The sequence below is a fragment of the Parafrankia soli genome, from assembly GCF_001854695.1.
In the GTDB taxonomy this organism is placed as follows: Bacteria; Actinomycetota; Actinomycetes; order Frankiales; family Frankiaceae; genus Parafrankia; species Parafrankia soli.
Genome location: NZ_MAXA01000002.1, coordinates 35,405 through 56,147 on the forward strand (window position 1 = coordinate 35,405; position 20,743 = coordinate 56,147).

Genomic DNA, 20,743 nt, shown 5'->3' on the forward strand with positions numbered 1-20,743 from the left:
CTCCTCACAGGTTGAGTCGGCCGCTCGAGCGCCAGGCGGAGCTGCCCGCGCGCCATGGGCTGCCGGTCGGCGGCCGTTCGGCGCCGGCGTGGGCTGGGTCTGGACCGCCCGTCGCGGGGCCTGGGCGGGCCAGGACGCCGTCCTCGATGGCCTGTCCGCGGGCCGCTTCGGCGAGCATCCCGGCGATCAAGCTGTCGATGTGCTGGCCCTGCTTCTTCTTCGTGATCCGCAGGTAGTAATGCGGCACCGCGGCGTTCTCCTCGGGCCGCGCGGCCCGCTTCTGCCCCTTGGCCAGCGCCGCGGCCTTGGCGTGCCGGGTCAGGATCGGGTCCCCGTCGTGGGTGAAATCGCGCCGGAAGTGCGCCAGGAACCGTGAGACGATCTTGTCCATGCGGATCGGGGTGTTCGTCGGCACCTGGACGATGCGGTCGGGCCAGCGGGCCGCCCAGGTCTCGAAACTGTCGAACCACAGGTAGGGGTCGCCGAACAAAAACGCCACCCGGTAGGCCTTGAACGCGTCCTTGACGGCCTGGTCGACCTCGTCGCGAGGCACCTTGCCGTCGGGATAGTCCGCCGGGTCCCACGTGCGCAGGTGAAACCATCTGCCGTCGCGCAGCCTCGAGGCCACCAGGCTCGTGCAGTCCGACGAGCGGGACCCGTCGAAACCGAGCCCGACCCGGTCGCGGCGCTTGAGCGGGTCATCGTCGCGGGCGCAGGCGTCCCAACGGGTCGCGTCGACCGCGTCGCTGGTGCCCACGGTCGGGTGGTTCAAAAAAAACCGGTAGGCGTCGCCAGGGCTGGGGCAGATTGACTCGTCGCGGGCGTCGGACAGGATCCGTTCGACGTCCACCCACCACGAATCTCCGTATACGTAGCGCAGCTCGGCGAGCATGCCCTCGTCGTCGTCCAGGTCGGGGATGCGCCGCGGCCGCCGGTAGTCGATCAGCGTGCCGGGCGCGCGCGCCTCCTGGGTGCGCTGGGCGACGCTGTTCTCCGAGGGGTCAGGGGCGTTGGTGGTCTCCATCCACCGGCCGCTCATGCCGGCGATGTTGCGGCGCATGGTGGTCGCGAGYAGCACTCCGCCGTTGGACTCGATCATGAGCCCGGTCTCGTCGAACAGCGCGAACGTCAACCGGGCGCCGAGGCGGGCCTTCCCGCTGCTCGTCCGCGGCTCGACCTTCCCGCCGGAGGGGAGGTTGATGTCCTGGATGCCCAGGTCCAGCCCCATGTCCGCGATCGGCCCGCGGGTGGCCATCTCGTGCAGTGCGAGCCAGGTGTTGTCGGTCTGCTCTTCGCTGGTGGCGACGATCTGTACCCACGGCGTCGGGTGCGGCGCCCCGACCGGCTCGCCATAGGCGTCCCACCCGTCGAACCGCACCGGGCCCAGCGCCTCACACAGGCAGATCCCCGAGGCGAACGGGCCTTTGCCCCACTTCTGCGGCCGCATCAGCTGTCCGCCGGTGTACCGGAACGCCGCCGACGGCCGGCGCCGGTCGTACTCGGCGTGCGGGTGCAGCCGGTAGTACCGCAGCAGGTACGACCACATCTCGTCGGTGAGCACGAACGGCATGCCCTGGTCGACGCCGTCCGGGATGACGCAGTGCGCCTCGATCCAGTCCCCGACGAGGTAACCGAGCGTAGGGAACTCGCCCGGCTCGTCCGGGCCGCGCCACGGCACTACTCGACAGCGCGGATACGACGCTGCGTCACCGGCTGCGGAGCGTCAGATCGGGCCGCGGCGAGCTCGTCGGCGACGACCTCCCAGCGCAGCCGGAGCATCGCCATCGGCGTGAGGCCGAGCCGGTCCTCCAGCTGCCGGGCCTCCCCGATGGCCTGCACACCGGCCACCGTCGGCTTGCCCGCCATCGACGCCTCAGCCGTGCAGACCAGCCGGCAGTACCGCGCCACGACCCGCACGGCGCCGATCCCGAGCTGAGCCCAGGCCTCGGCCTGCGGCGTGGCCCACAGATCGCGCCAGGCGACCTCCTCGGCGGACGTCATGCTCGCCAGCGGCCACTCCGGAGCGTCACCCTGGCGGCCCTCGGCGGGCAGGTATGTCGTGCCGGGCACCGCGTTACGCCGGCGACGCTGGTCAGCGGGCTTCGGAGGAGGCCCCATCCCGCCCATGGCCACCTCCGTCCATCCGGGCGCCCTTGGCGCTGTTACAGGACCGGCAGAGCACCGCCAGCGGGCCCGCCTCGAGGCCGCCGGCGGCGACAGGGGTCACGTGATCGGCGGTCAGGGTCGCCCGTGGCGCTGCGTGGGCGGGCCGGGGGCCCCAGCCGGGGCACCACTCGCCGTTGCGCGCCACGTGATCGGTCACGGCCTGTGCTCGCCGGGCCTGTTCACCCGCTGTGTACGGCCGCCGGCCACGCTTCGCGCGCTGCTGCGCCGCCTCGTGCGCCGGGCAGCGGGTCCACGGGYCGATCCGGTCGCAGTCCAGGCACGGCCGCAGGCGCACGCTCAGAACGCCTTGTCGAGGGCGTCCCCGAGCGCCTGCCCGGCGGCGGTGCGTGCCCTCGGTAGCCGGGCGGCCAGCGGATCGGCGAACCAGGGCTGGGACGCCTGCCCGACCCACGCCTCACGGTTGCCGAACACGGGGTGACGGAAGTACCTGGCGTCCGTGGCGTGCGTCATGTGGTGACTCGACGTGATCCGGTACTCCACGCCGGCGCCAGCCGGCCGGTAGATGGCCCGCACACCGGCCGCCAGCTCGCGGCGCAGCCCCGTGGAGCGCCGCTCAGGGCGCCGTGACGGGGGCTTGCCGGGCAGACGCAGCGCCAACGCGTTGCGACGGGCCACGGCGACCATGTCGTCCGCGACCTCGCCCAGGCGGTCGCGCAGCTCGTCCTGCAGGTACTGCGGGAAGCGCCTGGAGGCCACCAGGAGCTGCTGCAGGTCGCCGTCGTCGACGCGGATGCTCACCGGGCCGACGGGCCCGGCGGGCGGCGCGGCCTTCGCCCACCCTCTCGGCATGGTCAGCCACCTCCGTCGCAGTGCGTGACGGCCGCCGGGGCCGGGCGGGTGTCACTCGCGGTGACGACTGGCCGGCCTGGGTCGGTGTCACGGAGCGCGACCGCCCCAGGGTCACTCGGAGTGACGACCACTGTGGGTGACGGCCGGGGTGATCACCTCGGTCGTCACGGTGGGTCACGGTCGTTACTCTCAGTCCCGTACAGGGGGGAAGAAGCATAAGGATGGGTCCGGCCGCCCGGGCCCAACGGATCATGCCCCCCGGGGAGGGGGCGGGCGCCTGCGCGGCCGTCACGCTCCGCAGCGTCAACCGAGCGTGCTCACTGACCACGATCGGTCATGATCGTCACTCACGCACTGTGACACAAACATGATCAACGATCGTCACACTGAGTCAGTATCACACTGAGTGAGGCATGCAGGTGGCGGGCACGGGGTGGGCCCGGTGGGGTGGCCATGCCCTACACCTCGCCCACCACCACACCCACGCACAGTGGGTAGCGAGGTCCCTGCCGCGTGGGGTCCGGGTACGACGAAGCCCCCGCGTTCGGGGGGTACGCGGGGGCAACGAGGGTGGGTGATCACCACCGACACGAGTGGGATCACACCATGTAACTACGCCATGATCGGCTCGCCTGTCAAGGATGCACGCACGCGCCCGCGTGTCGCCAGGCGCATGACCTCGCGCCCGTCGTACCGGGGCGGCCAGGCCGACCCCACCCGCGCGAGCTGGCCCACCTGCGCCCAGCGCTGGATCGTTCGCTCCGGCACACCGGTCACGTGGTGTAGCTGACGCACGGTACCCACCGACGACACGCCTGGATCGTCGCACGGCCACAGGTGCCGTCGCCCAGGGCTTCCTGCTGCGGCCTGGGCGCGCAGGCGTAGGCGGCACCCCTGGGTTGCTGGGATGCCGCCTACGGTCGGTGCCTACTGCGGAGAGGGCCGCCGCCCCCGGAGGGTGGGGGCGGCGGCGGGGCGCTACTCGATGCCGAGTGCCCGGCGGATCTTCTCGACCACGGTCGCGATGTGGTCGAGCTGGTCTGCCTGCCGCATCCAGTCCTGTCGGACCTTGTCCGGCTGATCCTCCATAGTGCGGCGGATCCACGCGGCGTGGTCGCGAGCGTCGGCGGGGGTCAGCCACGCCTTGTACTTCAGCTCGCCGGAGCGGTCGACGTGGTCGACGCGGACCGCCCAGTTGTCCTCGGCCAGGAACTCATCCGGGTAGATGTGAAGCCGGTCGGGGAACTGTACGAGTACCATCCCGTTTCCTCTCTGCTGTTGTGTAGGTGCGTGCCGGGCGGGTTCGCTAGGCCCTTCATCCCGACATGACTTACTTTAGCATAGCTACAGGTCGCGTGACCGATCTGGCCACAACATTCCGACTCGACTCCGTTGTGGAAGTCGCGTGTTCACTCATCTCGGCCGTATGCTAAAGTAAGTCATGTCGGACCGGGGGTAGCGCCCCACCGGCACCGCACCTACACAAATCAAGAGAGGACACGGGATGTTCAACCCCGACAACCGCGTCGAGATCGAGCCGGCACGATCGGCCGACCCCCTCGACGACGGCAAGTGGATGGTCCGGGTCATGTTCTTCGATCAGGAAGGACTGCCGACCCGAACCACCTGGATGAACCCCGACGAGGCCCGCGACCTTGCGCGGATGCTCATCGGGATGTTCAGCCAGCGCCGCACCAACAAGACCCGCGCGAGGAAGCTCGCCCGGGACTTCACGGAGTCGGCGGACCGAGTCGAGAACCTGCGGGTTCTGGACCGGCGGGAGTAACCATCCCAGGTCAGGCCGTCCACGCGGGCGGCCTGACCGTCCCCTCTCGCACAGCACCTACCAACCGAGGAGCACCCATGGATGACGAAGAGATCCGCGACCTGGTCGCGGGCGCGGCGGCCGCGGACACCGTCGCTGCCTACCCGATGCCCGACGACCGGGTTCTGATCGCCGCTCGCGACGCCGCCGGCGAGGTGGTCGCGTCGTTCACGATCGACCGGGACAAGGCCCGCCGCTGGGTGGACGGCACCCTCGGCGCGGCGCTCATCCTGACCGAAGTCCTGGCCGACAGCAGCGATGCCTGACCGGTCGCTGACGTTCGGGGAGATCGCCACGATCGCGGGCCGCTCGGAGCGGACCACGCGCGGCTGGCCACAGCGGTACGCCGATTTCCCCGCCCTGGGCGCGCGCACGGAGAAGGCGATCCGCGCGTGGCTGAAGGCGCATCCGGGCGTGGCCGGGCCGCCGGCGCGGCCGGTGCCTGACGGCGGCCCGGACCGGCGGCTGAGTCTGTCTCGCTACGCGGTGGAGACGGGCCGGGCGCAGAGCGGGCTGTACCAGTACTCGCGGAAGGCGGAACGGGCCGGCTGGCCAGAGCGCGGCCAGCCGGGATGGTTCCCACGCCCGGGTGACGACTGGCTGTACCGGCTCGGGGACCTCGTCGAGTGGGACCAGGCCCGGCCGGGACAAGGAGCATGACCGGCCCGCCGTGACGGCGGACCGTATGATGAGCGGCAGCACGTCCCGACCTCTCGGGTTCGTGTAGGTGCACAGGCCGGCGGGACGCTGAACCACCAAACCCGCCGGCCTTTCCTATGTCCGCGGCCGCATCACCGCGATCCACCCGTGCTGATGAACCCCCCACCCGGACGGTTCGCCTGCGGCCCCGGGTGCCACTTCTTGATCGCGGGCTTCGGCTTCCCCTCGGCCGCGGTCGGCGCCTCGGTGGTCTCCTCGGGCTCCTCGGTGGTGTCCTGCTGCTCAGTCTCGTCACTCATCGTGTCCACCTCTCGTCGTAGCCCTCGTGGTGCCGCCAGATCGCGGCGACGTGGCGGAGAGCTTCCTCTCCAACAGCGTCGACGTTGCAGTCGCCGTCGTTCGCGGAAAGCTCCATCACCTCCACCAGGGCCCGCAGTGCCTCCACCCGGGCAACGGTGGCCGCCGGATCCTGGCGGGCGACGTGATGCGCGTCGGCTTCGCTGTGACCGCCCTCGTCGTAGATCAGGACATCGGCCTCGTCAGGCCCCGAGTAGACCACCCGCTCGCGCGGGAAGTTGCCGACGCGCCACGGCCCCGGAGTGGCTGCCCGCGCGTCCCGCTCCTCGTCGTCCAGGCGCTCGAGGATGAACGCGGCGATGTCCGTGGTCACGGCTTCCACCTCTCCTCGTCGTAGTCCTCATGGTCCCGCCAGATCGCGGCGACGTGACGGATCGTCGGGCAGGGGTACATCACCGGGTCCCACACGTCGATGCCCTCAAGCTTCCACCCGTCGTCGCCGGGTTCGTGCGGCCCGCAGGCGTCGCACACGGTCGCGTTGTAGCCGGACTCGGGCACCCCCGGTCCGGATGTCGTGCGGTGCAGCCCCATCAGCCCCCGCAGCGCCACCACCCGGGCGAGGGTGGCTGCGGGTTGCTGACGGACCATGTGCTGGACCTCGGGCGGATCGACGACCCCAAGGCCCTCCGGGGTCAGGATCGCGCCGGCGAATTCGCCGATGGCCAGGAACGGCTCACCAGGCCACGGCATGGACCAGGGCTCCTGGCATGCCGCCCGCGCATCCCGCTCCTCCTCGGCCAGGCGCGCGAGGATGAACGCGGCTATGTCCGCGGTCACGGCGCCCACCGTTCCTGCCAGTCGGGGTGCTTCCGCCAGATCGCAGCGATCTGGCGGACAATCTTCCGGCGCTGCAACTTTGTGAGCGCCCCGACGCAGCTCATCAGCGCCTGCAGCGCCTCCACGCGAGCGAGGGTGGCCGCGGGGTCCTCACGGATGACATAGAGCACCTGGTCCCGCGTCAGCGGGTACAGATCTTCAAACTGGCGGCCCAGCTCGCCGCCCAGAAGCACCGCTAGGTCGAACCCGAGGGGTGGCCACTGGCGTACTCCCCGGGCGGCCACCTCCTCCTCGGCCAGCCGCAGCGAGACGAATTGGAGGAGCTCGACGTCCACGATGTCCATGGCGCGATCCTTGCCGTCGTGGCAGCGCCCGCCCAGGGCTGCAGCACGGGCCAGGGGTGGTACAGGCGCGGTATCCGTCATCATCGGCGGCCGCGCGGCCCGTATGGCGTCTGCCAGCGCGGCCGCTCGTCGCGGTACGCGGGCACGCGCGGGGATGCTGCCTTTCGGGTCGCGGGTCCGCGGCCGCGGGCGCGCTCGAGGTTCTCTGTGAGCTCGCCGGCGGCCTGGGCGATCCGGGCGAGAGCGGGCGCGGCCGCCTCCCACGCGCGCGTGAGCATCTCGGTGTAGGCGCGGCCGATCTCGCGCAGACGTTCGCCCATGGCCTCGAGGTCGGCCGCGGTGATGGCGGGCCGCGGCTCGTTGACGCCGTTGATCACAAACAGCACGCGGGGCGGTGTCGGCGGGGCCGGCTCCTCGGCGCCCGGCGGCCGCCACCGCATCGCGTCCGCCGAGGTGGTCCAGTCTTCGATCGCGCCATCGATGAGGCCGATGATGTCGTCGGTCATGCGCTCTTCCGTTCGGAGTGGATCAGGTCGAACAGCTCGGCGCGGCCCGCGGCGCCAGTCCAGACTCGCCGGCATCCCGGACAGCGGATCGCCGCGTCCGCGKACTCGACGAAGGCGGCCGGGTCGCGGACATAGAGCCGGGCCGGCCGCCAGGCATCGACCGGGCCGGCGTCCGGATTGGCTCGGCGGCGGGTCGTGGTCCAGGCGGCGGACGCGGTCCAGTCGTACTCGCGGCAGACACCGTCCACGAACTCGGCGAGGGGCTCCCAGTCCGGGCCGGCCCACGCGGCCGTGTACGGCTGTCGGTCCGACGGGCACGGGTCCAGCGTCATCGGGCGTAGGTCGATGTCCAGGGCCCGCCGGGCACCAACGCGCGCTTCGTCCAGGCGCTGGATGCCCACGTCCATCCAGCGCGGCCGCGGGCCGTCCTGGACCAGCTGGTCCACGAGCATCGGGACGCGGCCCAGCGCGGACATGCCTCGTTCGCGCCGGGCGTGTCCGAGCCGGTAGCGCAGGTCGGACACGAGGTCCGTCGCCGCGGTCCAGATGTCTTCCTGGGCACGCAGGATGCCCAGGTCCAGCGGTGGCCGTGACCCGGGCACGGACCGGCCGCCCTGGCCAGGTTTCGCGGTCGCGGTCAGGGTGGGCCGCGCCCAGCCGGCGCCGCCGGCGATGCGCGGATCGGGTCCGCCTGTGCACGTCTCGCTCCACTGGTCCGGGCGGTGTCCACGGTGGTGGTGGGCACACCAGATGTCCGCGGTGCGGGTGACCGTGGACCTGTCCGGCCCGTCCACCGGCTCGGCACCCAGAGCAGCGCCCAGAGCGCGATAGAGGGACTCCAGCTCGGCGACGAGGCCGGACAGGTCATCGGTCACGGGGACATCATCCGCCCGGCTCGCCTGGGCATGGACGGGTAGCAAGTGCGGGGCTGTGAGGCTCCTCATGCGCTCGTAGCTCGGCGAGCACGGGGCACGTCTCGGCGTGCTTGTTCCGGCACGCCATCCCGCGGCGGCAGTACCACGCTCCACAGTCGAAGACGCAGCGGGCCCGGCGGGCGAAGGACTCCAGGTGGCTGCGGCAGGTCGCGCAGTGGATGACCTGCCCGAAGTGGATCCGGGTCATCCGCCTGGATCACCCGGACACCGGCGAGYGGCCGTGTCCGGGCTGTAGGGCTGCTCGCAGACGTAGCACCCGGTGCCCACGAACGCGATGTTCTCCATGTCCAGGTGGACCTGCTCGCCGCGGTGCGCGGCGGCCGCGGTGTCGTCGGACAGGACGTGGGCGACGGTTGCGACCCACCGGTGCCGGCCGGGGGTGATGTCGTCGAGCAGGGTCGGACGGGCCCGGGAGCCCGGGAACTGGGTGCCGTCGGTCGTCAGGACACCGAGACGGACGCGGCGGGCCGGGTTGCCGGAGGGGAGCTTGCGGCGGGTGCTCATCGGGCGGTTACCGGGAAGCCGATCGCGCCGATCCTGACGGCGCAGGTCGCGCAAAAGGGCACGCTCTCGTCGTAGGTGCCGTCCGGCTGCTTCGCCTGCGCGGGCATGAGGGCGGTGTGCGTTGCTGGCATCGTCGGGTGGTTCTTGCACGCAGGGGGTGCACTGTCGCTCCCTGCTGGCGCCCAGTACGGGGCGAGGCGGCGTGCCCGGATGCGGATGAGCTGGATCAGCCGGGCGGCGTCCTGGCGGCGGCCGGCAGTCAGCGCCTCGTCGAGCGCTAGGGCCAGGGCCTCAAACGACTCCGTCATAGCCGGCTCGTCCTCGGGCGGCGGCTCCAGGTCGTTCAGGTAGAGGCGGGCGTACCGGCCGTCTCCGCCGGTCGGCTTATAGCTGCTGGTCATCGTCGGGTGTCTCCTCGTTCATGGGGGTCTTGCCGATGCAGAGGCAGTCCGCGGCGCACGGCCCCTCGCAGGGCGGGTCCGGCGGTCCGGAGTCGGCAGCGTCTGGCGGGTCGATCTGGGCGCGCTCGACGGCCTTGACGGTGGTCCAGTGGCCGACCTGGGAGCGGTCGGCCTCCACCTGGGTTCGGGGGTCGATGCCGAGCTCCTGGGCGCGCTTCACGAACAGTGCGAGGGCGCTGATGGTCATCCGATCGACGGTGACGCGGACCTGTCGGATTCGGTGGTAGGTCTCCTCGGCGGTGACGCTCATCCGCGCTCCTGTCCGGTGGTGTCCAGCGCTGTCCAGCTGGACGCGGGCACGGCGACGATGTCCAGGCCGGCCCAGCTGGCCAGGCGGACGAGGTCGTCGAGGTGGGTCGTCGCGGCGGCGCCCTGCAGGACGCGGGAGGTCGCGGCCGGCGTCACCTGCGCGGCCTGAGATGCCTCCCGCAGGATGAGTCCGGCTGCCTGCGCCTTGTCCGCGACAGCCTCGATCACGGTCCGCAGTACGGGCCCGATGTTCGGGTGGTCCGCGCGGAACTGCTGCTCGGCGGCTCGGACGAGGTCTCCGAGGGCCTGGCGGCCCTGCTCGGTCATCTCCTGGGCGCCGAGGACGGAGACGGTGACGTCCCGGCCGTCCTGGTCTTGGACGACGACGGGGCGGCACTGGTCCGGGGGCAGGTCGCCTACTTGCTGGCTACTTGAAGCCTGCGGGCTGCGAGTGGCGGCCTGGTCCGGCCTGCCCGTGGTCCACGTGGCGTACTCGTCTGCGGTCATGCCCAGGACGGCGCGGAGGCTGCTGCCGTCCCGGTAGCCGGCGTGCCAGGCGTCGACGAGCTCGTCCTCGAGGTAGGCGATCCGCTTGCCCTGCGCGGCGAAGGTCTCGGCCGCGCTGCGGATCGCCTTCGCGGCCGTGCGGATGTCGTGGGCCTGGGCGCAGGGCAGGCACATCTGGAGGGGCCGCTCGGGGCCGCGGGCGACGAGCGGCCGGACAGTCTCGTACTGGTCGGTACACAGGGTGGTCTCGTCGGGATGGAGGATGCCGCACAGGCAGTGGCATTTCATCCCGGGGACGCGCGGGAGCGGGTCAGTCATGGCGGGAGTCCTCGGTACGGATGAGTTCGCGGGTCGTCACTTCGTGGGCCGTGCCTGCGCAGACGGTTCGGGTGGCGCGGCCGTAGTTGTCGAGGGTGAAGTGGGCGTGCAGCTGCCCGTTGAGCCGGACGGAGTGCTTGCGTTCGCAGACAGGGCAGGTCGCCCGGCCGATCGCCGGCCGGTTCACGGCCCCGCACCCTCGACGCGACGCATCTCGGCGAGTAGTTCGCCGGCGGTGGGGGTGACGGTCCGGGCCTGGCGCCACCACAGGTAGGCATAGGCGTACCAGGGGAGGGCGACGGTCAGGGCGGCGAGGCGTATGGGGTCGGATTTCGCGAGGATCCGGAGCACGTCCGCGGTCCAGCTCGTCGGTGAGCCGCCGAGCGCCAGGGCGACGTCGTCGGTGCTGTCGAGTGGGTGGTCGTCGGGGACGGCCGAGGGTCGTACCCATGAGGGTCGGATCAGCGCGGGCCGCGCGGGCCGCGCGGGCCCGCCGGTGCCCCCTTCGCCGCCCATCAGAACGGCCCCTCGTCGTCGAAGACCGACCGGGACGGCGCCGGGGCGGCGGGGCGCGGCTGGAGTTCCCAGCGTTGGACCGGTTCGGGGATCCACCGGCCCGCGGCCTTGCGCGCGAGGTCCTCGGTGGTCGGGGTGATCGCGTAGATCGCTTTCGGGCTGATCAGCTGGGTGATCGTGCTGTCGGGGCCGGTGGGGATGTCCAGGCGGAGGAATCCGACGCCGGCGATGTCCTGCTCACGGACACGGCCCGCGCGGCGGACATGTCCCATGAGTTCGACGATCGCCCACTCGTCGAAGGCCTCGGCGTTGGTGCTGGTCGGGTCAGTCATCAGTCCTGGGTCTCCTCGGAGCCGACGGGGCCGGCGGCCAGGGCGCGGACGGCGGTGTGGAGTAGCCGCCAGGTGGTCTGTGCGATGACCTGGGTGCCGTCCTCGAGCTCGAGGACGAGGCCGACGGAGGCCCGGCCGGTGGTGGCGCCGTTGCGGAGCAGGCCGATGCGGGTCAGCTGCGCGGGCGTGGGGTTGGTGAGGTCGGTCCAGGGGGCGCGGTCGAGGTCCGGGACGATGCTCAGTCCGGTCATGCCGGTCACAGGGTGCCTGCCCGGGCGTGCTGCGCGAGGGCCTCGTCCTCGGTGATGGTGCCGCTTTCGACCTGACGTTCGATCTCGTCTCCCTCCGCCTGCTGGCAGTCCTCGCAGCCACACATCTCGACGGCGAGCACACCGTCGATGACCTCGGCGACGCACTCGTCGGGGTCCGCGGCCGCCGCGGTGTCGGCGGCCCGGACGCTCTCCTCGTCGTCTCGGATCTCGTGCGCGATCAGGTCGGCTTTGTCGTCGGCGGGGTCGGGGCTGTAGCCGAACGCCTCGGCGTACTGGTCGTAGTCGTCGTCGGGGGTGTCAGGCACGGCCTGTGGTCCTTTCTGTCGGAGGTGACTGGTCTGCTGATCGGTTCGGGGTGGCCAGGTGGGCGTCGAGGTAGACCCGGTATCGGTAGTCGTCGCGGTTCCGGCGCAGCTGGGAGACGTTGCGGACAGAGAGGGCGGCGCGGAGCTCGGCGAGGGCGGCTGTGATCTCGTCGCGGGTGCCCTCGATGCGGATCCTCATCGGCGCCGCCCGCCGATCCGGCGGTGGTAGCCGACGCATTCGCACCGGGCGCAGTAGCTGCGGTAGTGGTTGTGGCGGTGGTCGGCGCGGGCATGACCGCAGGCGGCGCGATGGCAGGGCCGGCGGGTGAGGGCCGCGACCAGGCGGCGGATCATCGGTGACTCGGGACGGTGGCCATGGGTCCTCTCAGGCGTTGACGAGCTGGCGGTTCGCGTCGCGGTGGGCGCGGACGCGGACGATGAGGGCCTGGGCGACGTCGGAGTTGACCGTGTGGCCCTGGGCGCGGACGGCGCTGGCGACGGCGGTGCGGTTGATCCGGGCGCCGGTGGCGGCGATGTGCTCGGCGGCCGCCAGGGCGTGCGGGAGAAGTCGTTCGGCGGTCTGCTCGGTGGTCTCGCGCGGCCGCGGTATGGCCGGCGTCTCGGCGAGCTGCTCGGCGCCGGCGGCCGACTGCGGCTCGACGGGGGCCGCTTCCTCCTCAATGCGTTCTTCGTTCTGGTCGTGCGCGGCCGGTGCCGGTGTGGTGTTGCTGGCGGGGCGTCCCCAGCGTCGGACGAGCGCGTAGAGGTGGACGATCACGGCGCCGGACAGTGGGGGGACGGCGGTGACGGCGGCGGCGACGCCGCGGGGGACTTCGAGCTGGCCGCCGGGTGGGGCCCAGGCGTGCAGCGCGTTCCCGACGACGCTGAGCGCGACGAACACGATGGTGACGATCATCGGTACGCGGCGGACGTGCCAGGGGGCGTCGTGGAGTCGGAGTGCGGCGCGGTACGCCGCGGCGGCGAGGAGGTCGATCGCGAGCGGGTAGGTCACTGAGAGCGTGTGGTCGAGGCCGGCGGCGCGGGCGAGTTGGACGAGGACGTCCCAGCTCAGTGCGAAGCAGACGAGTAGGACGGCGGCGCCGAGCGCTTCGAAGATCGGGTCTCGGCCGGCGTTGGTCGTCGGCTCGTCGGCGTGCTGGGCGGCGCGGGTCCGGGCGCGGGCGGCCAGGCCTGCGACGAGGAGGCGGAGTCGGGCGAGTAGTGCGCCGGCGGCGGCGGTCGCGAGGATCGCGAGGCCGAGCGGGCCGGCGAGGTCGGGCAGGATGGTGGGCAACGGGTCACGGCCTTCCATGGGCGGGTGGTGGCTCGGCCGGCCCTGGGGTGTAGGCGCACCCCGGGGCCGGTGTCGTTTCAGAGGATCGGGACGGCGTCGGGGAGGACCGCGCCGGCGATCTGGGCGCCGAGGAGCACCGCGTGGGTGGGCGGGGCCGTCTCGGGGCCGCCGCCGTCGAGCCAGACCATGAACGCGCCCCCGAGGGCTATCAACGCCTGCGGCGGCGTGGAGCCCTCGGCCGAGATGCTGGGTGCGGCGCCGACGGCCCAGGCGCTCCAGATGTCGCCGGCGCGCTGCACGCAGAACGTCCACTCGTTCGGGAGCTGCTGCCCTGCCCGGAGCGGACCCTCTGCCGGCGGCCGGACGGACGGCAGGGGCGGCATCGGGACGGGGATCGGCCCGGTGGTGGCCAGCGTCGCGGCGAGCGCGGCGGCCGCGTCGTGGTCGGCTTCGGCGGCCGCGGCCGTGGGGAGGTCCAGGCCGGCCCAGCGGCAGGTGCTGCAGGCCCAGGACCAGCGGTACCGGCCCCGGGTCAGCTGGAGCTCGTGCTCCGGACCGGGGTCCGCGCTCCCCACCGAAGTCGGCGGCGCAGCCACGGCCGGCAGGTCAGGCACGGACGGGGCCGGCCCTCCTCGTCCTGGCCCGCCCATCCCCGGCAGGACGGGGGGTGCGGCCGTGCCGGGGGTGTGGCGGGCACGTCCTCGCGGTCCTCGGACGCGACGTACGGGGCTGAGTACACGGCTGATCACCTCCCATCGGGAAGTGTCGCCTATCGATCCGACATGATCCATAGTTTTTGCCTCTCGTACGGGGTCAGGCGGTCGCGGCGGCGATGGCCGCGGTGAGCTCGTCGAGGGTCGGCAGGCGGCCCTCGAGGGGTGGGGCCGCAGGGAGGTCCGGGGCGAGCTCGAGGTACAGCGGCAGCGGGCTCTGCCGGTAGGCCGGTTCGGGATGGACGTGGATCGGTTTGCCGGAGCGAGAGACCAGGCGCAGGCCGGCGGCCCTGACTTTCGCGGTGAGGGTCTGCCGGGCGTCGGTGACGTGCTCTACCTGGACGGGCGTGAAGCCGCGCCGGCCGGCAGGGGCCGCCGGGTCGGGGGTGGGCGCTGGAGCCTCGGGTACGGCGGCGAGCGCAGGGCGGCCCGGATCTGGCGCGGCGTGCCGCGCGTCCTGAGTTCCCTCAGTCCCATCACCACCACCCCGAAGGGGTGGTGATGGGACTGGGTATGGGGTCTGGATCGGATCTGGACGCGATCCAGGTGGGATCTGGATAGGACCTGGATCGGATCCGGGTTGGTTCTGGACCGATTCCAGGTGGGATCTGGAGCGGCCCGGCCGGCCGGGGCCGGGGGGCGGCGGGGCCTGGGGGATCGGGCCGAGTGCCATGCCGGCGTGCTCGGCCGCGCGGCCGACGTGTCGCTTCTGGCAGCCCCTGCAGGCGACGACCAGGTTGTTGAGGTTCACCGGTCGGGTGGGGTCGACGAGGTCCAGGACGCCGCCGCGGACAGTGCGCCGGTCCGCCCAGTTCACCAGCCGGCCGCAGCCCTGGTAGCGGCACCGGTTGCCGTCGCGCGCCTTCACGATGCCGCGCAGCTCCGGGTCGATCGCCGCGGCCTTCTTGACGGCTCTGTCGGCGAGGATCTCGGCGCGGGACGGGTTGTGGTCGAGGTAGTCGTGGATCGCCCAGCCACCACCCTCGACGACGTCGAGCAGGCGGACGGCGACAAGCCGGTCGATGAGGGCCTGGTCGCCGTAGCGCACCGCCACGGGCCCGGGGATGACGCCGTCGGTCAGCTGGCGGGCGGCGTACGCGCCGAGCCGCACCCACAGGCCGAACGCCTCGTTACCGGCCGCTTCGACCTTCGGGTGATCGGTGGCGTCGTCGGAGATACGAAACCAGGGCATCAGGCGCGCACCAGCCGCATCGCAGCGACGGCGATGTCCCACGAGTCCAGGTAGTAGCCCTGCCCGATCTCCTCAATGTGCGCCGGGCGCCACAGGCCAGCCCGGCACAGGGTCGCCTCGGCGGCTACCTCCTGCGGCGTCGTCCCCGTGCCGGCGGGCACGAAGCCGCGCGGCCCGGGGTAGTCCCGCGTGGATCGCGCGACCGCGCCGGCGAACGCGAGGGTATGTAGGCCGAGGACCTCGGCCGTCACCCGGTGCGCGTGGATCGCGTCCGGACGGACCGGTACCAGGAGCAGCCTCATCGCGCCTCCTCGGCGTAGGTGCCATCGATGGCGAGCAGGACCAGGCGCGCGCCGTGGATCAGGACCGGCACCCGGGCAGGGTCGGCGGCGCGGCGAACGAGCATCCCGGCATCGCGGGCCGCGATCGGGTGGCCGTGCACATGACCGTGGCAACCGTCGGCGTTCCCGCGGCCGCACAGGACGAGGAGGTTCGCGGGCGAGTGCAGATCAGCGGCGCGGGAGCCACCCATGCCCTTGGGACGGCGGTGGTGCAGCGAGTAGCGGGAGATATCGAGGTCGCCGGCGCACGACTCGCACCGGCCACCAGCTCGAGTGAGGACCAGGCGGCGAGTGTCGGAGGGGATCTCGTCGGCCGGGCGGGTGCTGGGCGCGGCCGTGGCTGTGACGGGGAGCCACGGCGGCCGCGGGCGGGCCCTCACAGCTCGACCGCGGGCGGTCGCAGGGGCACGGTCGGGGGGTCGACCCGCGGGGCGCCGTCGGGCGTCGGCGGGGTCGGCACCGGCCGCGGCGCGCGGACGGTACGGGTCGCGGCTGGCCAGGTGCGGGCCAGTAGGCAGACCAGGCACCACAGCAGCGCGGCCGTGCCGGCGGCCGCGGCGGCGAGGGGCCACCATTGCGAGGGCACCGCACTCACCGGCCGGCCTCGGCGATGTCGGGGTAGGRCAGGGTGGTCACGCGGTTGCGGTCGTGGCGGGCCCGGTCGAGCAGATCGCGCAGCATGTCAGCGGGCAGCACGCGGCCCTCCGGCTCAACCTCCCGGATCTCGATCGTCGCGACGACCAGGCCGTCCTCGACGCGGGTCGTCAGACGCACCGTGTCCAGACGCACGACAGCCAGGACCGGCTCGTTCGCCCGCATGAACCGGCGGGCGATCTCCAAAAGCCCGTTGGTGTCGTGGGCCTCCGGCAGCTTCGACGAGACACGCAACGGCGCCGTCATCGGATGCCACCGGTCGCCGCCAGGCCCACGAGCACCATCCGGCCGGGCGGGCCGGCCCCCTCCACTGCGATCACGTACGTCCTCTCGGGTGTGGTGGGCCGACCGCAGTGGCCGGCAGGTCTTTAGGGCCGCGGCCGCCGATATCGCTCGGGGTCGCTGCAGTCGGCGAAATGGGTTTCCCAGCGGCCGCCCGGGTGGTCTCGCGGCGGGTTGACCCGCGCGATCCGGGCGCCGCCGTCGCGGTAGATCCCGACCGCCCCACCCGGGCGGGGCGTGGCGATCAGCGGGATCCACTTCGGGTCCTTCGGGTCCTCGGTCAGCGCCCACAGCAGCTCGACGCCGTCGGCGTCGCAGCGTGGGGGATGGCTGGCGATCCCGGTCCGCCAGCGGTACGCGCGCAGGTCGCGTAGCCGCCGGCGGACGTCCTCATCCATCAGGACGAGCTCGCGCAGCGGCAGCACGTCATCAGGAGGCATCGGCGGCCGCTCCCACGGGGACCCCAGGCCCGCCACGGCCGCACCCGGCGGCCAGCCGCCCGTCCATGGCGGGCCCGGGGCTGCTCATGCCGCCAGTCCCACCGGGGCCGCGACCCGCTCGAACCCCCACGCGATGGCGATCACCCCGGGCACCGGCATATACAGCCGCAGCAGCCGCCCCCACGCCCCCGGGCCGAGCGCGCACACCGGCCCAGGCTCGACAGGCCGGGCGCCGCCGGCCGCCGCGGCGATCCGACGCAGCCGGGCCGCCGGCGACGGCAGGCCGGCCCGCTCCTCGAGGTGGACCATCACCACGTCGTCGGACGCCACAGTGACCATGTCGGCACCCTCGACGCCGGCGAGCGCGAGCCAGTCCATCGTGTCCGCGACCAGCTCCCGCCCCGCCGCCGTCACCGGACACGCCCTGCGGTGAGCTGGTACACCGGGATGTTGGTGCTGCGGATCTCCCGGACCACACCAGCCCGGACGAGGTCGTGCAGGCGGACCTGCACGCCGTCCAGGCGCACCTGCAGCCGGTCCGCGACCTGGCGGGCCCGGAAGCCGGGCAGGCCACCCCGCTCGGCGCGGCCCTGCGCCCAGCGGACCGCGGCGAGGATGTCCGTGATGGGCATGTCGACGGCCGACCTCACTGGGCCGCCTGCCGCCGGTAGAGCGGCACCGTCTCCGGGTTCGCGCTCACCTCGAACAGCGGGGGCGCGGGGGGCTCCGGGACCAACCGCTCCAACAGCGGCCCGGCGGCCGCGGCCGCGGCGATGGTGCGGTCCGGGTCCAGGCCGGCCCGGTCGAACAGCAGGCAGAGCTGCGACCAGTGCACCATCGCGTCCGGCGTCTCCGCCGCCAGCTCGCCCACCCGCGCCGCGGTCAGGCCCGGGTCCTGCCCGGGGCTCAGCGCCAGGACCAGGATCGCCCGGCGGCGGTCGGACCGGGACATCGCGCCGAGCAGCGCGGTCCGCCGGTCGTTGCGGTCCGCGGTCACCGGCGGGGGCCGGCATTCTTGAGCTCGATCTCGACGGCCTCGAGGTTGACCGGCGCGGCCAGAACACTCCACCCGGCCAGCAGGCCCATCGCGTCGCCGTGCGACGTGCCGAGCAACGCGGCGATGTGGATCAGGTCCGACGTGCGGACCGTGAGGATCTTCCCGTTCCAGTCGCCGCGGATCTCGCAGATGGTCCGGATCCACCGCCGCAGGGGCCCGGCCGGCGCCGGCGCGTTGCGCAGCGCGGGGAGGTCGAACCGGATCCGGGGTCGCTCGTAGGCCGGCGGCGCCGTGCCCCCCTCCTCGGTCAGCGCCTGGACAGGCACACCGAAGAACTCCGCCAGCTCCGACAGACGCTCCACGGTGATCATGCGGTCCGCGCGCTCATACGAGCCGACCGTGATCCCGTTGAACCGGCCGCCCGACTTCTCCTCGACGGCGCCGAGCGGCAGGCCCTGCTGTGTGCGGACCGCGCGTATGCGCTGGCCGAGCCGCTCCGCGTAGTCGATCCTGCGGGGCATGGCGCCGGCCGGCGTCGTGCCCGATTCCGATACGGTCATGTTTGTCCTTTTCCATCAGGGGTGGTGGTGGGACCGGAGCCGCCCGGCTCGTCCGGGCGGCTTCCCCGAACCCGGACGGCTCGGGCGGCAAGAAACTGTTCCCAGGTCAGCGGTGCCGGCTCCGGCGCGGCCCTGGCCGGCGGCGGTGCCGCAGGCTTCTCGACGGCGGCGGACCGCCCGCGCTGCGCACGCTTCTTAGCGAGTGCCACTCGAGACATCTGCGCCGACAGCGCCGCCTTGGCCTTCGCCGCGCGGACATCGGGCGGAAGCGTCCCGTCCGGATCAACCTCGCGCTCGAAGCGGGCCAGGAACGCCGCGCGGGCCGGTGCCGACACGTCCGCGGGCGTCGTGGCCGCCAGGACTCGCGCCTGCCCGCCCGTCCTGGCCACGAGGCGACGAGTCGCCTCGTCGGGTAGCCGGCGGCCGTTCACGATGCGGCCACCTCGTCGCGCAGGGGCAGGGTGCCCACGATCTTTTCGAGCTTGCGCAGGCTGGTCATCGAGACGCGGCACAAGCCACGCTCGGCCCGGGAGAGTTGACCTTGGTCGACGCCCGCCTTCGCCGCCAATGTGGACTGGTTCATGCGGAGCGCGTTGCGGCGACGCCGGAGCTCAGCGCCGTCGATCGCGAGCGCATCAGTTGCCATGTCGCCAAGATGGGCGCCCATGTGCGCTCATGTCAACCTTCAAATTCGCCCATGGGCGCACATTGTCGCCTGGTAGTGCGAGAGGGTTGGCGGTGGCTCATGATGTCCGGTGCCCAGTCATGAGCGCCCATATCGGGGAGGACAGTGGACGTCTCCGCGGATCAGAAGGCCCGCCTGGGCCGCTACGCGATTGCCCGGCGCGACGACCTCGGGGCAACCCAGCAGGAGATCGCTAACCGAGCGGGGGTGTCGACCAACACGGTCCGCCGAATCGAAGCCGCGGCCGCCTCGCCAGCGCCAGCGTCGAGTACCACGTCGAGGATCACGGCGAAGACGCTGCGGTCACTCTCCCGTGCTCTGCGCTGGGAGGAACGCTCCGCCGAGCGGATCCTCGCCGGCGGCGAGCCGATTGAGCTGGCAATCCCCGCACTCGACGAGCGGACATGGACCGACAGTCGCGGACGCGTGTGGAAGGAGCTGGCCGAGCGTGGGTCTCGGCTAACTCCTCGCCAGGAGCAAGCGATTACAGATGCGATCAGTCGGCTGCTTGATGGTCACGATACGTAGAAGTTCAAACAACAGATACACAGAGTAAATCCCATCCCACTACGGGATTTGACGCGCCGCAGCTAGCGTCCCCTGTCCGTCAGTGTTGACAGGGGGGCACCGGGTGTTGGTTGCAGAAGTGGATGTGGATGCTCGCGCAGGGTCGTTCCGGCTGCTGCAGGGAGAGGACGGCCGGCTGGTGCTGGTGGTGCGGGAGGGACTGCTAGCCGCCGGGGACGTCGAACTCCTGCGGGCCGTTCTAGAGCCCGTGCATGGACCGATGGGCAGGGTCGGTCAACCTACGTGATCATCGGTGCCGATACCGGTACATGACGCCCCTCACGGGTACAGACACACGTCGACAGCACAGAGCACCGTCACGTGTCGGCTCCTACGGTCCGCCGGGTGACCGCGGACGATGATGACCCGTACGACCTCGTCGGCGTGACCGAGATCGCCGCCGCGCTCGGCGTCGGCCGGGCGCGAGCGGATGTGATCACCAGGTACCGTTCGTTCCCGCTGCCGGTCGTCGCCCGGGAGCGAATCAGGCTGTGGCGGCGGCGCGACGCCACAGCCTGGTTGGACCGGCACCGTCCGAACTGGGGCGGCTGGCCGCCGGCATCCTGACCACGGCCGCCGGCCGCGCGTTGCTCAGCTACGTCTGCCTGGCACCTCGAGCGGCCACAGCTGGTACGCGGTCACCCGGTTCTCGGCCGCCCACTGTCGCGCTGTCGTCTCGGATGCGAACGGGCCCACGATCCGCGTGGGCTGGCTCTGCTCGTCGAGGACCATCAGGCCGACCAGCGGTGCTGGTCGGACAGTGCGGTGCAGGGTCATGGTCGCGGTGGCGCGGGACTGCGTCGCGGCGAGGTGGTAAGGGCCGGTCACCGCTGCGACCGGAACACGAAGGTCGGCTTCCGCTTCGTCCCGTCGATGCGGACGAGCCGGGACTCCGCCGGCACGAGCAGGGCCAGGCCGCTGCTGAGGTCGGCCGCGGTGATGCCCAGCTCGATGTCGGCGGTGGACGTGCCGTCCTCGGAGGTGTGGACGTTCATGCCGGGCCGCTGCGCCTGGACCTGATCGTCAGCGGTCGGGGATGATGTCATTGCGGGTGCCCGCCCTCTTCTCTCGGGTGCCTGCCTGAGCCCCACCGGCCTGTCCGCTGGTGGGGCTCACTCGTTTCTGCGCGTCTGGGACGGCGCGCGAGTGCCTGGTTACGCTAGCGCGTTCCTAT

General features: G+C 72.3%; 43 protein-coding genes. 5 read left to right on the top strand and 38 right to left on the bottom strand.

The features are described from left to right. Positions 1-4: 4 nt before the first annotated feature. From BBK14_RS01850 to BBK14_RS01875, 5 genes are all read right to left on the bottom strand, one after another. Positions 5-1,678 carry a hypothetical protein gene (locus BBK14_RS01850; RefSeq protein WP_071059497.1) on the bottom strand — a complete coding sequence of 558 codons (1,674 nt, stop codon included), beginning with the start codon at positions 1,676-1,678 and terminating at the stop codon, positions 5-7. After that, on the bottom strand, positions 1,678-2,070 hold the full coding sequence (locus BBK14_RS01855) for a hypothetical protein (protein ID WP_071059498.1): 393 nt from the start codon (positions 2,068-2,070) through the stop codon (positions 1,678-1,680). Before BBK14_RS01855 ends, BBK14_RS01850 begins: the two co-directional genes overlap by 1 nt. Positions 2,071-2,092: 22 nt before the next feature. Continuing rightward, positions 2,093-2,461 carry an HNH endonuclease gene (locus BBK14_RS01860; protein WP_083390639.1) on the bottom strand — a complete coding sequence of 123 codons (369 nt, stop codon included), beginning with the start codon at positions 2,459-2,461 and terminating at the stop codon, positions 2,093-2,095. Between the two features lie 2 nt (positions 2,462-2,463). Further along, positions 2,464-2,976 carry a hypothetical protein gene (locus tag BBK14_RS37985; RefSeq protein ID WP_071059499.1) on the bottom strand — a complete coding sequence of 171 codons (513 nt, stop codon included), beginning with the start codon at positions 2,974-2,976 and terminating at the stop codon, positions 2,464-2,466. 978 nt (positions 2,977-3,954) lie between these two features. Continuing rightward, positions 3,955-4,236: a hypothetical protein gene (locus BBK14_RS01875; protein ID WP_071059501.1), complete on the bottom strand. Its 282-nt coding sequence runs from the start codon at positions 4,234-4,236 to the stop codon at positions 3,955-3,957. Positions 4,237-4,480: 244 nt separating this feature from the next. On the opposite strand from BBK14_RS01875, the gene BBK14_RS01880 reads away from it, so the two are divergent. From BBK14_RS01880 to BBK14_RS01890, 3 genes are all read left to right on the top strand, one after another. Continuing rightward, complete coding sequence (locus BBK14_RS01880) at positions 4,481-4,762, top strand: hypothetical protein (RefSeq protein ID WP_071059502.1); 282 nt, start codon at positions 4,481-4,483, stop codon at positions 4,760-4,762. 77 nt (positions 4,763-4,839) lie between these two features. Further along, positions 4,840-5,067, top strand: a complete 228-nt coding sequence (locus BBK14_RS01885) for a hypothetical protein (protein ID WP_071059503.1) — start codon at positions 4,840-4,842, stop codon at positions 5,065-5,067. Beyond that, positions 5,060-5,461 carry a hypothetical protein gene (locus BBK14_RS01890; RefSeq protein WP_071059504.1) on the top strand — a complete coding sequence of 134 codons (402 nt, stop codon included), beginning with the start codon at positions 5,060-5,062 and terminating at the stop codon, positions 5,459-5,461. Before BBK14_RS01885 ends, BBK14_RS01890 begins: the two co-directional genes overlap by 8 nt. 131 nt (positions 5,462-5,592) lie before the next feature. Here the strand turns inward: BBK14_RS01890 and BBK14_RS37990 are convergent, their stop codons facing one another. The 31 genes from BBK14_RS37990 to BBK14_RS02030 form a co-directional block, all read right to left on the bottom strand. Continuing rightward, the gene (locus BBK14_RS37990) at positions 5,593-5,760 is read right to left on the bottom strand and encodes a hypothetical protein (RefSeq protein ID WP_157904193.1); all 168 of its coding nucleotides are present in this window, start codon (positions 5,758-5,760) and stop codon (positions 5,593-5,595) included. Continuing rightward, positions 5,757-6,131: a DUF6221 family protein gene (locus tag BBK14_RS01895; RefSeq protein ID WP_131802138.1), complete on the bottom strand. Its 375-nt coding sequence runs from the start codon at positions 6,129-6,131 to the stop codon at positions 5,757-5,759. The genes BBK14_RS37990 and BBK14_RS01895 overlap by 4 nt, the downstream gene beginning before the upstream one ends. Beyond that, positions 6,128-6,595: a DUF6221 family protein gene (locus BBK14_RS01900; protein ID WP_131802139.1), complete on the bottom strand. Its 468-nt coding sequence runs from the start codon at positions 6,593-6,595 to the stop codon at positions 6,128-6,130. Before BBK14_RS01900 ends, BBK14_RS01895 begins: the two co-directional genes overlap by 4 nt. Then, positions 6,592-6,939, bottom strand: a complete 348-nt coding sequence (locus BBK14_RS01905) for a DUF6221 family protein (protein WP_071059507.1) — start codon at positions 6,937-6,939, stop codon at positions 6,592-6,594. The genes BBK14_RS01900 and BBK14_RS01905 overlap by 4 nt, the downstream gene beginning before the upstream one ends. A gap of 80 nt (positions 6,940-7,019) precedes the next feature. Next, positions 7,020-7,445: a hypothetical protein gene (locus tag BBK14_RS01910; RefSeq protein WP_071059508.1), complete on the bottom strand. Its 426-nt coding sequence runs from the start codon at positions 7,443-7,445 to the stop codon at positions 7,020-7,022. Continuing rightward, positions 7,442-8,320 carry a hypothetical protein gene (locus BBK14_RS01915; protein ID WP_071059509.1) on the bottom strand — a complete coding sequence of 293 codons (879 nt, stop codon included), beginning with the start codon at positions 8,318-8,320 and terminating at the stop codon, positions 7,442-7,444. Before BBK14_RS01915 ends, BBK14_RS01910 begins: the two co-directional genes overlap by 4 nt. Before the next feature lie 243 nt (positions 8,321-8,563). Then, positions 8,564-8,884 carry a hypothetical protein gene (locus BBK14_RS01920; protein WP_071059510.1) on the bottom strand — a complete coding sequence of 107 codons (321 nt, stop codon included), beginning with the start codon at positions 8,882-8,884 and terminating at the stop codon, positions 8,564-8,566. Further along, positions 8,881-9,285, bottom strand: a complete 405-nt coding sequence (locus tag BBK14_RS01925; protein WP_071059511.1) for a hypothetical protein — start codon at positions 9,283-9,285, stop codon at positions 8,881-8,883. The genes BBK14_RS01920 and BBK14_RS01925 overlap by 4 nt, the downstream gene beginning before the upstream one ends. Further along, positions 9,269-9,595, bottom strand: a complete 327-nt coding sequence (locus BBK14_RS01930) for a hypothetical protein (protein ID WP_071059512.1) — start codon at positions 9,593-9,595, stop codon at positions 9,269-9,271. The genes BBK14_RS01925 and BBK14_RS01930 overlap by 17 nt, the downstream gene beginning before the upstream one ends. Next, complete coding sequence (locus BBK14_RS01935; protein WP_071059513.1) at positions 9,592-10,419, bottom strand: hypothetical protein; 828 nt, start codon at positions 10,417-10,419, stop codon at positions 9,592-9,594. The genes BBK14_RS01930 and BBK14_RS01935 overlap by 4 nt, the downstream gene beginning before the upstream one ends. Beyond that, entirely contained in the window at positions 10,412-10,606 is a 195-nt protein-coding gene (locus BBK14_RS01940) for a hypothetical protein (protein WP_071059514.1), read from the bottom strand. Before BBK14_RS01940 ends, BBK14_RS01935 begins: the two co-directional genes overlap by 8 nt. Next, positions 10,603-10,935: a hypothetical protein gene (locus BBK14_RS01945; protein ID WP_071059515.1), complete on the bottom strand. Its 333-nt coding sequence runs from the start codon at positions 10,933-10,935 to the stop codon at positions 10,603-10,605. Before BBK14_RS01945 ends, BBK14_RS01940 begins: the two co-directional genes overlap by 4 nt. Further along, positions 10,935-11,267 carry an acetyltransferase gene (locus BBK14_RS01950; protein ID WP_071059516.1) on the bottom strand — a complete coding sequence of 111 codons (333 nt, stop codon included), beginning with the start codon at positions 11,265-11,267 and terminating at the stop codon, positions 10,935-10,937. Before BBK14_RS01950 ends, BBK14_RS01945 begins: the two co-directional genes overlap by 1 nt. Continuing rightward, positions 11,267-11,518 (bottom strand): hypothetical protein, encoded by a 252-nt coding sequence (locus BBK14_RS01955; RefSeq protein WP_241831043.1) that lies wholly within the window; start codon positions 11,516-11,518, stop codon positions 11,267-11,269. Before BBK14_RS01955 ends, BBK14_RS01950 begins: the two co-directional genes overlap by 1 nt. Positions 11,519-11,523: 5 nt before the next feature. Next, entirely contained in the window at positions 11,524-11,844 is a 321-nt protein-coding gene (locus BBK14_RS01960) for a hypothetical protein (protein ID WP_071059518.1), read from the bottom strand. Further along, positions 11,837-12,043 carry a hypothetical protein gene (locus BBK14_RS01965; protein WP_071059519.1) on the bottom strand — a complete coding sequence of 69 codons (207 nt, stop codon included), beginning with the start codon at positions 12,041-12,043 and terminating at the stop codon, positions 11,837-11,839. Before BBK14_RS01965 ends, BBK14_RS01960 begins: the two co-directional genes overlap by 8 nt. Next, positions 12,040-12,198 carry a hypothetical protein gene (locus BBK14_RS38670; RefSeq protein WP_198541139.1) on the bottom strand — a complete coding sequence of 53 codons (159 nt, stop codon included), beginning with the start codon at positions 12,196-12,198 and terminating at the stop codon, positions 12,040-12,042. Before BBK14_RS38670 ends, BBK14_RS01965 begins: the two co-directional genes overlap by 4 nt. 31 nt (positions 12,199-12,229) lie before the next feature. Next, positions 12,230-13,138, bottom strand: coding sequence for a DUF2637 domain-containing protein (locus BBK14_RS01970; RefSeq protein ID WP_198541140.1), 909 nt, complete (start codon positions 13,136-13,138; stop codon positions 12,230-12,232). Between the two features lie 77 nt (positions 13,139-13,215). Continuing rightward, positions 13,216-13,752, bottom strand: a complete 537-nt coding sequence (locus tag BBK14_RS01975; RefSeq protein WP_071059521.1) for a hypothetical protein — start codon at positions 13,750-13,752, stop codon at positions 13,216-13,218. 199 nt (positions 13,753-13,951) lie between these two features. Further along, a complete protein-coding gene (locus BBK14_RS36485; RefSeq protein ID WP_071059522.1) occupies positions 13,952-15,043 on the bottom strand; it encodes an HNH endonuclease in 1,092 nt (363 codons plus the stop codon). Beyond that, positions 15,043-15,345: a hypothetical protein gene (locus tag BBK14_RS01985; protein ID WP_071059523.1), complete on the bottom strand. Its 303-nt coding sequence runs from the start codon at positions 15,343-15,345 to the stop codon at positions 15,043-15,045. Before BBK14_RS01985 ends, BBK14_RS36485 begins: the two co-directional genes overlap by 1 nt. Further along, positions 15,342-15,764, bottom strand: a complete 423-nt coding sequence (locus BBK14_RS01990; protein WP_083390641.1) for an HNH endonuclease — start codon at positions 15,762-15,764, stop codon at positions 15,342-15,344. Before BBK14_RS01990 ends, BBK14_RS01985 begins: the two co-directional genes overlap by 4 nt. Beyond that, the gene (locus BBK14_RS01995) at positions 15,761-15,970 is read right to left on the bottom strand and encodes a hypothetical protein (protein ID WP_131802140.1); all 210 of its coding nucleotides are present in this window, start codon (positions 15,968-15,970) and stop codon (positions 15,761-15,763) included. Before BBK14_RS01995 ends, BBK14_RS01990 begins: the two co-directional genes overlap by 4 nt. A 5-nt stretch (positions 15,971-15,975) precedes the next feature. Then, positions 15,976-16,284 carry a hypothetical protein gene (locus BBK14_RS02000; protein WP_071059525.1) on the bottom strand — a complete coding sequence of 103 codons (309 nt, stop codon included), beginning with the start codon at positions 16,282-16,284 and terminating at the stop codon, positions 15,976-15,978. 122 nt (positions 16,285-16,406) lie between these two features. Next, on the bottom strand, positions 16,407-16,760 hold the full coding sequence (locus tag BBK14_RS02005) for a hypothetical protein (protein WP_241831044.1): 354 nt from the start codon (positions 16,758-16,760) through the stop codon (positions 16,407-16,409). 84 nt (positions 16,761-16,844) lie between these two features. Next, positions 16,845-17,174: a hypothetical protein gene (locus BBK14_RS02010; RefSeq protein WP_071059527.1), complete on the bottom strand. Its 330-nt coding sequence runs from the start codon at positions 17,172-17,174 to the stop codon at positions 16,845-16,847. Further along, entirely contained in the window at positions 17,171-17,392 is a 222-nt protein-coding gene (locus tag BBK14_RS02015) for a hypothetical protein (RefSeq protein WP_131802141.1), read from the bottom strand. Before BBK14_RS02015 ends, BBK14_RS02010 begins: the two co-directional genes overlap by 4 nt. Before the next feature lie 14 nt (positions 17,393-17,406). Beyond that, positions 17,407-17,757, bottom strand: coding sequence for a hypothetical protein (locus BBK14_RS02020; RefSeq protein WP_071059529.1), 351 nt, complete (start codon positions 17,755-17,757; stop codon positions 17,407-17,409). Further along, entirely contained in the window at positions 17,754-18,317 is a 564-nt protein-coding gene (locus BBK14_RS02025; protein WP_083390642.1) for a transcriptional regulator, read from the bottom strand. Before BBK14_RS02025 ends, BBK14_RS02020 begins: the two co-directional genes overlap by 4 nt. Next, positions 18,314-18,748, bottom strand: a complete 435-nt coding sequence (locus BBK14_RS37640; RefSeq protein WP_083390643.1) for a hypothetical protein — start codon at positions 18,746-18,748, stop codon at positions 18,314-18,316. The genes BBK14_RS02025 and BBK14_RS37640 overlap by 4 nt, the downstream gene beginning before the upstream one ends. Further along, the gene (locus BBK14_RS02030; RefSeq protein WP_071059530.1) at positions 18,745-18,984 is read right to left on the bottom strand and encodes a helix-turn-helix domain-containing protein; all 240 of its coding nucleotides are present in this window, start codon (positions 18,982-18,984) and stop codon (positions 18,745-18,747) included. The genes BBK14_RS37640 and BBK14_RS02030 overlap by 4 nt, the downstream gene beginning before the upstream one ends. A gap of 123 nt (positions 18,985-19,107) precedes the next feature. On the opposite strand from BBK14_RS02030, the gene BBK14_RS02035 reads away from it, so the two are divergent. Together BBK14_RS02035 and BBK14_RS02040 are read left to right on the top strand one after the other, a co-directional pair. Further along, complete coding sequence (locus BBK14_RS02035) at positions 19,108-19,530, top strand: sigma factor-like helix-turn-helix DNA-binding protein (RefSeq protein WP_071059531.1); 423 nt, start codon at positions 19,108-19,110, stop codon at positions 19,528-19,530. A 384-nt stretch (positions 19,531-19,914) separates the two neighbouring features. Beyond that, positions 19,915-20,136, top strand: coding sequence for a hypothetical protein (locus tag BBK14_RS02040; protein ID WP_071059532.1), 222 nt, complete (start codon positions 19,915-19,917; stop codon positions 20,134-20,136). Positions 20,137-20,160: 24 nt separating this feature from the next. Here BBK14_RS02040 and BBK14_RS02045 read toward each other — a convergent pair whose 3' ends face one another. Then, a complete protein-coding gene (locus BBK14_RS02045) occupies positions 20,161-20,397 on the bottom strand; it encodes a hypothetical protein (protein WP_071059533.1) in 237 nt (78 codons plus the stop codon). Further along, positions 20,394-20,615 (bottom strand): hypothetical protein, encoded by a 222-nt coding sequence (locus BBK14_RS37645; protein ID WP_131802142.1) that lies wholly within the window; start codon positions 20,613-20,615, stop codon positions 20,394-20,396. Before BBK14_RS37645 ends, BBK14_RS02045 begins: the two co-directional genes overlap by 4 nt. Positions 20,616-20,743: the final 128 nt, after the last annotated feature.

Coding starts and splice junctions, on each gene's coding strand:
- BBK14_RS01945 (WP_071059515.1), bottom strand. CDS start 10,935: ATGGGCGGCGAAGGGGGCACCGGCGGGCCCGCGCGGCCCGCGCGGCCC.
- BBK14_RS01985 (WP_071059523.1), bottom strand. CDS start 15,345: ATGAGGCTGCTCCTGGTACCGGTCCGTCCGGACGCGATCCACGCGCAC.
- BBK14_RS01875 (WP_071059501.1), bottom strand. CDS start 4,236: ATGGTACTCGTACAGTTCCCCGACCGGCTTCACATCTACCCGGATGAG.
- BBK14_RS01885 (WP_071059503.1), top strand. CDS start 4,840: ATGGATGACGAAGAGATCCGCGACCTGGTCGCGGGCGCGGCGGCCGCG.
- BBK14_RS01880 (WP_071059502.1), top strand. CDS start 4,481: ATGTTCAACCCCGACAACCGCGTCGAGATCGAGCCGGCACGATCGGCC.
- BBK14_RS01925 (WP_071059511.1), bottom strand. CDS start 9,285: ATGACCAGCAGCTATAAGCCGACCGGCGGAGACGGCCGGTACGCCCGC.
- BBK14_RS01905 (WP_071059507.1), bottom strand. CDS start 6,939: ATGGACATCGTGGACGTCGAGCTCCTCCAATTCGTCTCGCTGCGGCTG.
- BBK14_RS01890 (WP_071059504.1), top strand. CDS start 5,060: ATGCCTGACCGGTCGCTGACGTTCGGGGAGATCGCCACGATCGCGGGC.
- BBK14_RS01935 (WP_071059513.1), bottom strand. CDS start 10,419: ATGACTGACCCGCTCCCGCGCGTCCCCGGGATGAAATGCCACTGCCTG.
- BBK14_RS01910 (WP_071059508.1), bottom strand. CDS start 7,445: ATGACCGACGACATCATCGGCCTCATCGATGGCGCGATCGAAGACTGG.
- BBK14_RS01965 (WP_071059519.1), bottom strand. CDS start 12,043: ATGAGGATCCGCATCGAGGGCACCCGCGACGAGATCACAGCCGCCCTC.
- BBK14_RS01930 (WP_071059512.1), bottom strand. CDS start 9,595: ATGAGCGTCACCGCCGAGGAGACCTACCACCGAATCCGACAGGTCCGC.
- BBK14_RS02015 (WP_131802141.1), bottom strand. CDS start 17,392: ATGCCCATCACGGACATCCTCGCCGCGGTCCGCTGGGCGCAGGGCCGC.
- BBK14_RS01950 (WP_071059516.1), bottom strand. CDS start 11,267: ATGACTGACCCGACCAGCACCAACGCCGAGGCCTTCGACGAGTGGGCG.
- BBK14_RS37645 (WP_131802142.1), bottom strand. CDS start 20,615: ATGACATCATCCCCGACCGCTGACGATCAGGTCCAGGCGCAGCGGCCC.
- BBK14_RS36485 (WP_071059522.1), bottom strand. CDS start 15,043: ATGCCCTGGTTTCGTATCTCCGACGACGCCACCGATCACCCGAAGGTC.
- BBK14_RS37985 (WP_071059499.1), bottom strand. CDS start 2,976: ATGCCGAGAGGGTGGGCGAAGGCCGCGCCGCCCGCCGGGCCCGTCGGC.
- BBK14_RS38670 (WP_198541139.1), bottom strand. CDS start 12,198: ATGATCCGCCGCCTGGTCGCGGCCCTCACCCGCCGGCCCTGCCATCGC.
- BBK14_RS02005 (WP_241831044.1), bottom strand. CDS start 16,760: ATGCCTCCTGATGACGTGCTGCCGCTGCGCGAGCTCGTCCTGATGGAT.
- BBK14_RS02030 (WP_071059530.1), bottom strand. CDS start 18,984: ATGGGCGCCCATCTTGGCGACATGGCAACTGATGCGCTCGCGATCGAC.
- BBK14_RS37990 (WP_157904193.1), bottom strand. CDS start 5,760: ATGAGTGACGAGACTGAGCAGCAGGACACCACCGAGGAGCCCGAGGAG.
- BBK14_RS02025 (WP_083390642.1), bottom strand. CDS start 18,317: ATGACCGTATCGGAATCGGGCACGACGCCGGCCGGCGCCATGCCCCGC.
- BBK14_RS01955 (WP_241831043.1), bottom strand. CDS start 11,518: ATGACCGGACTGAGCATCGTCCCGGACCTCGACCGCGCCCCCTGGACC.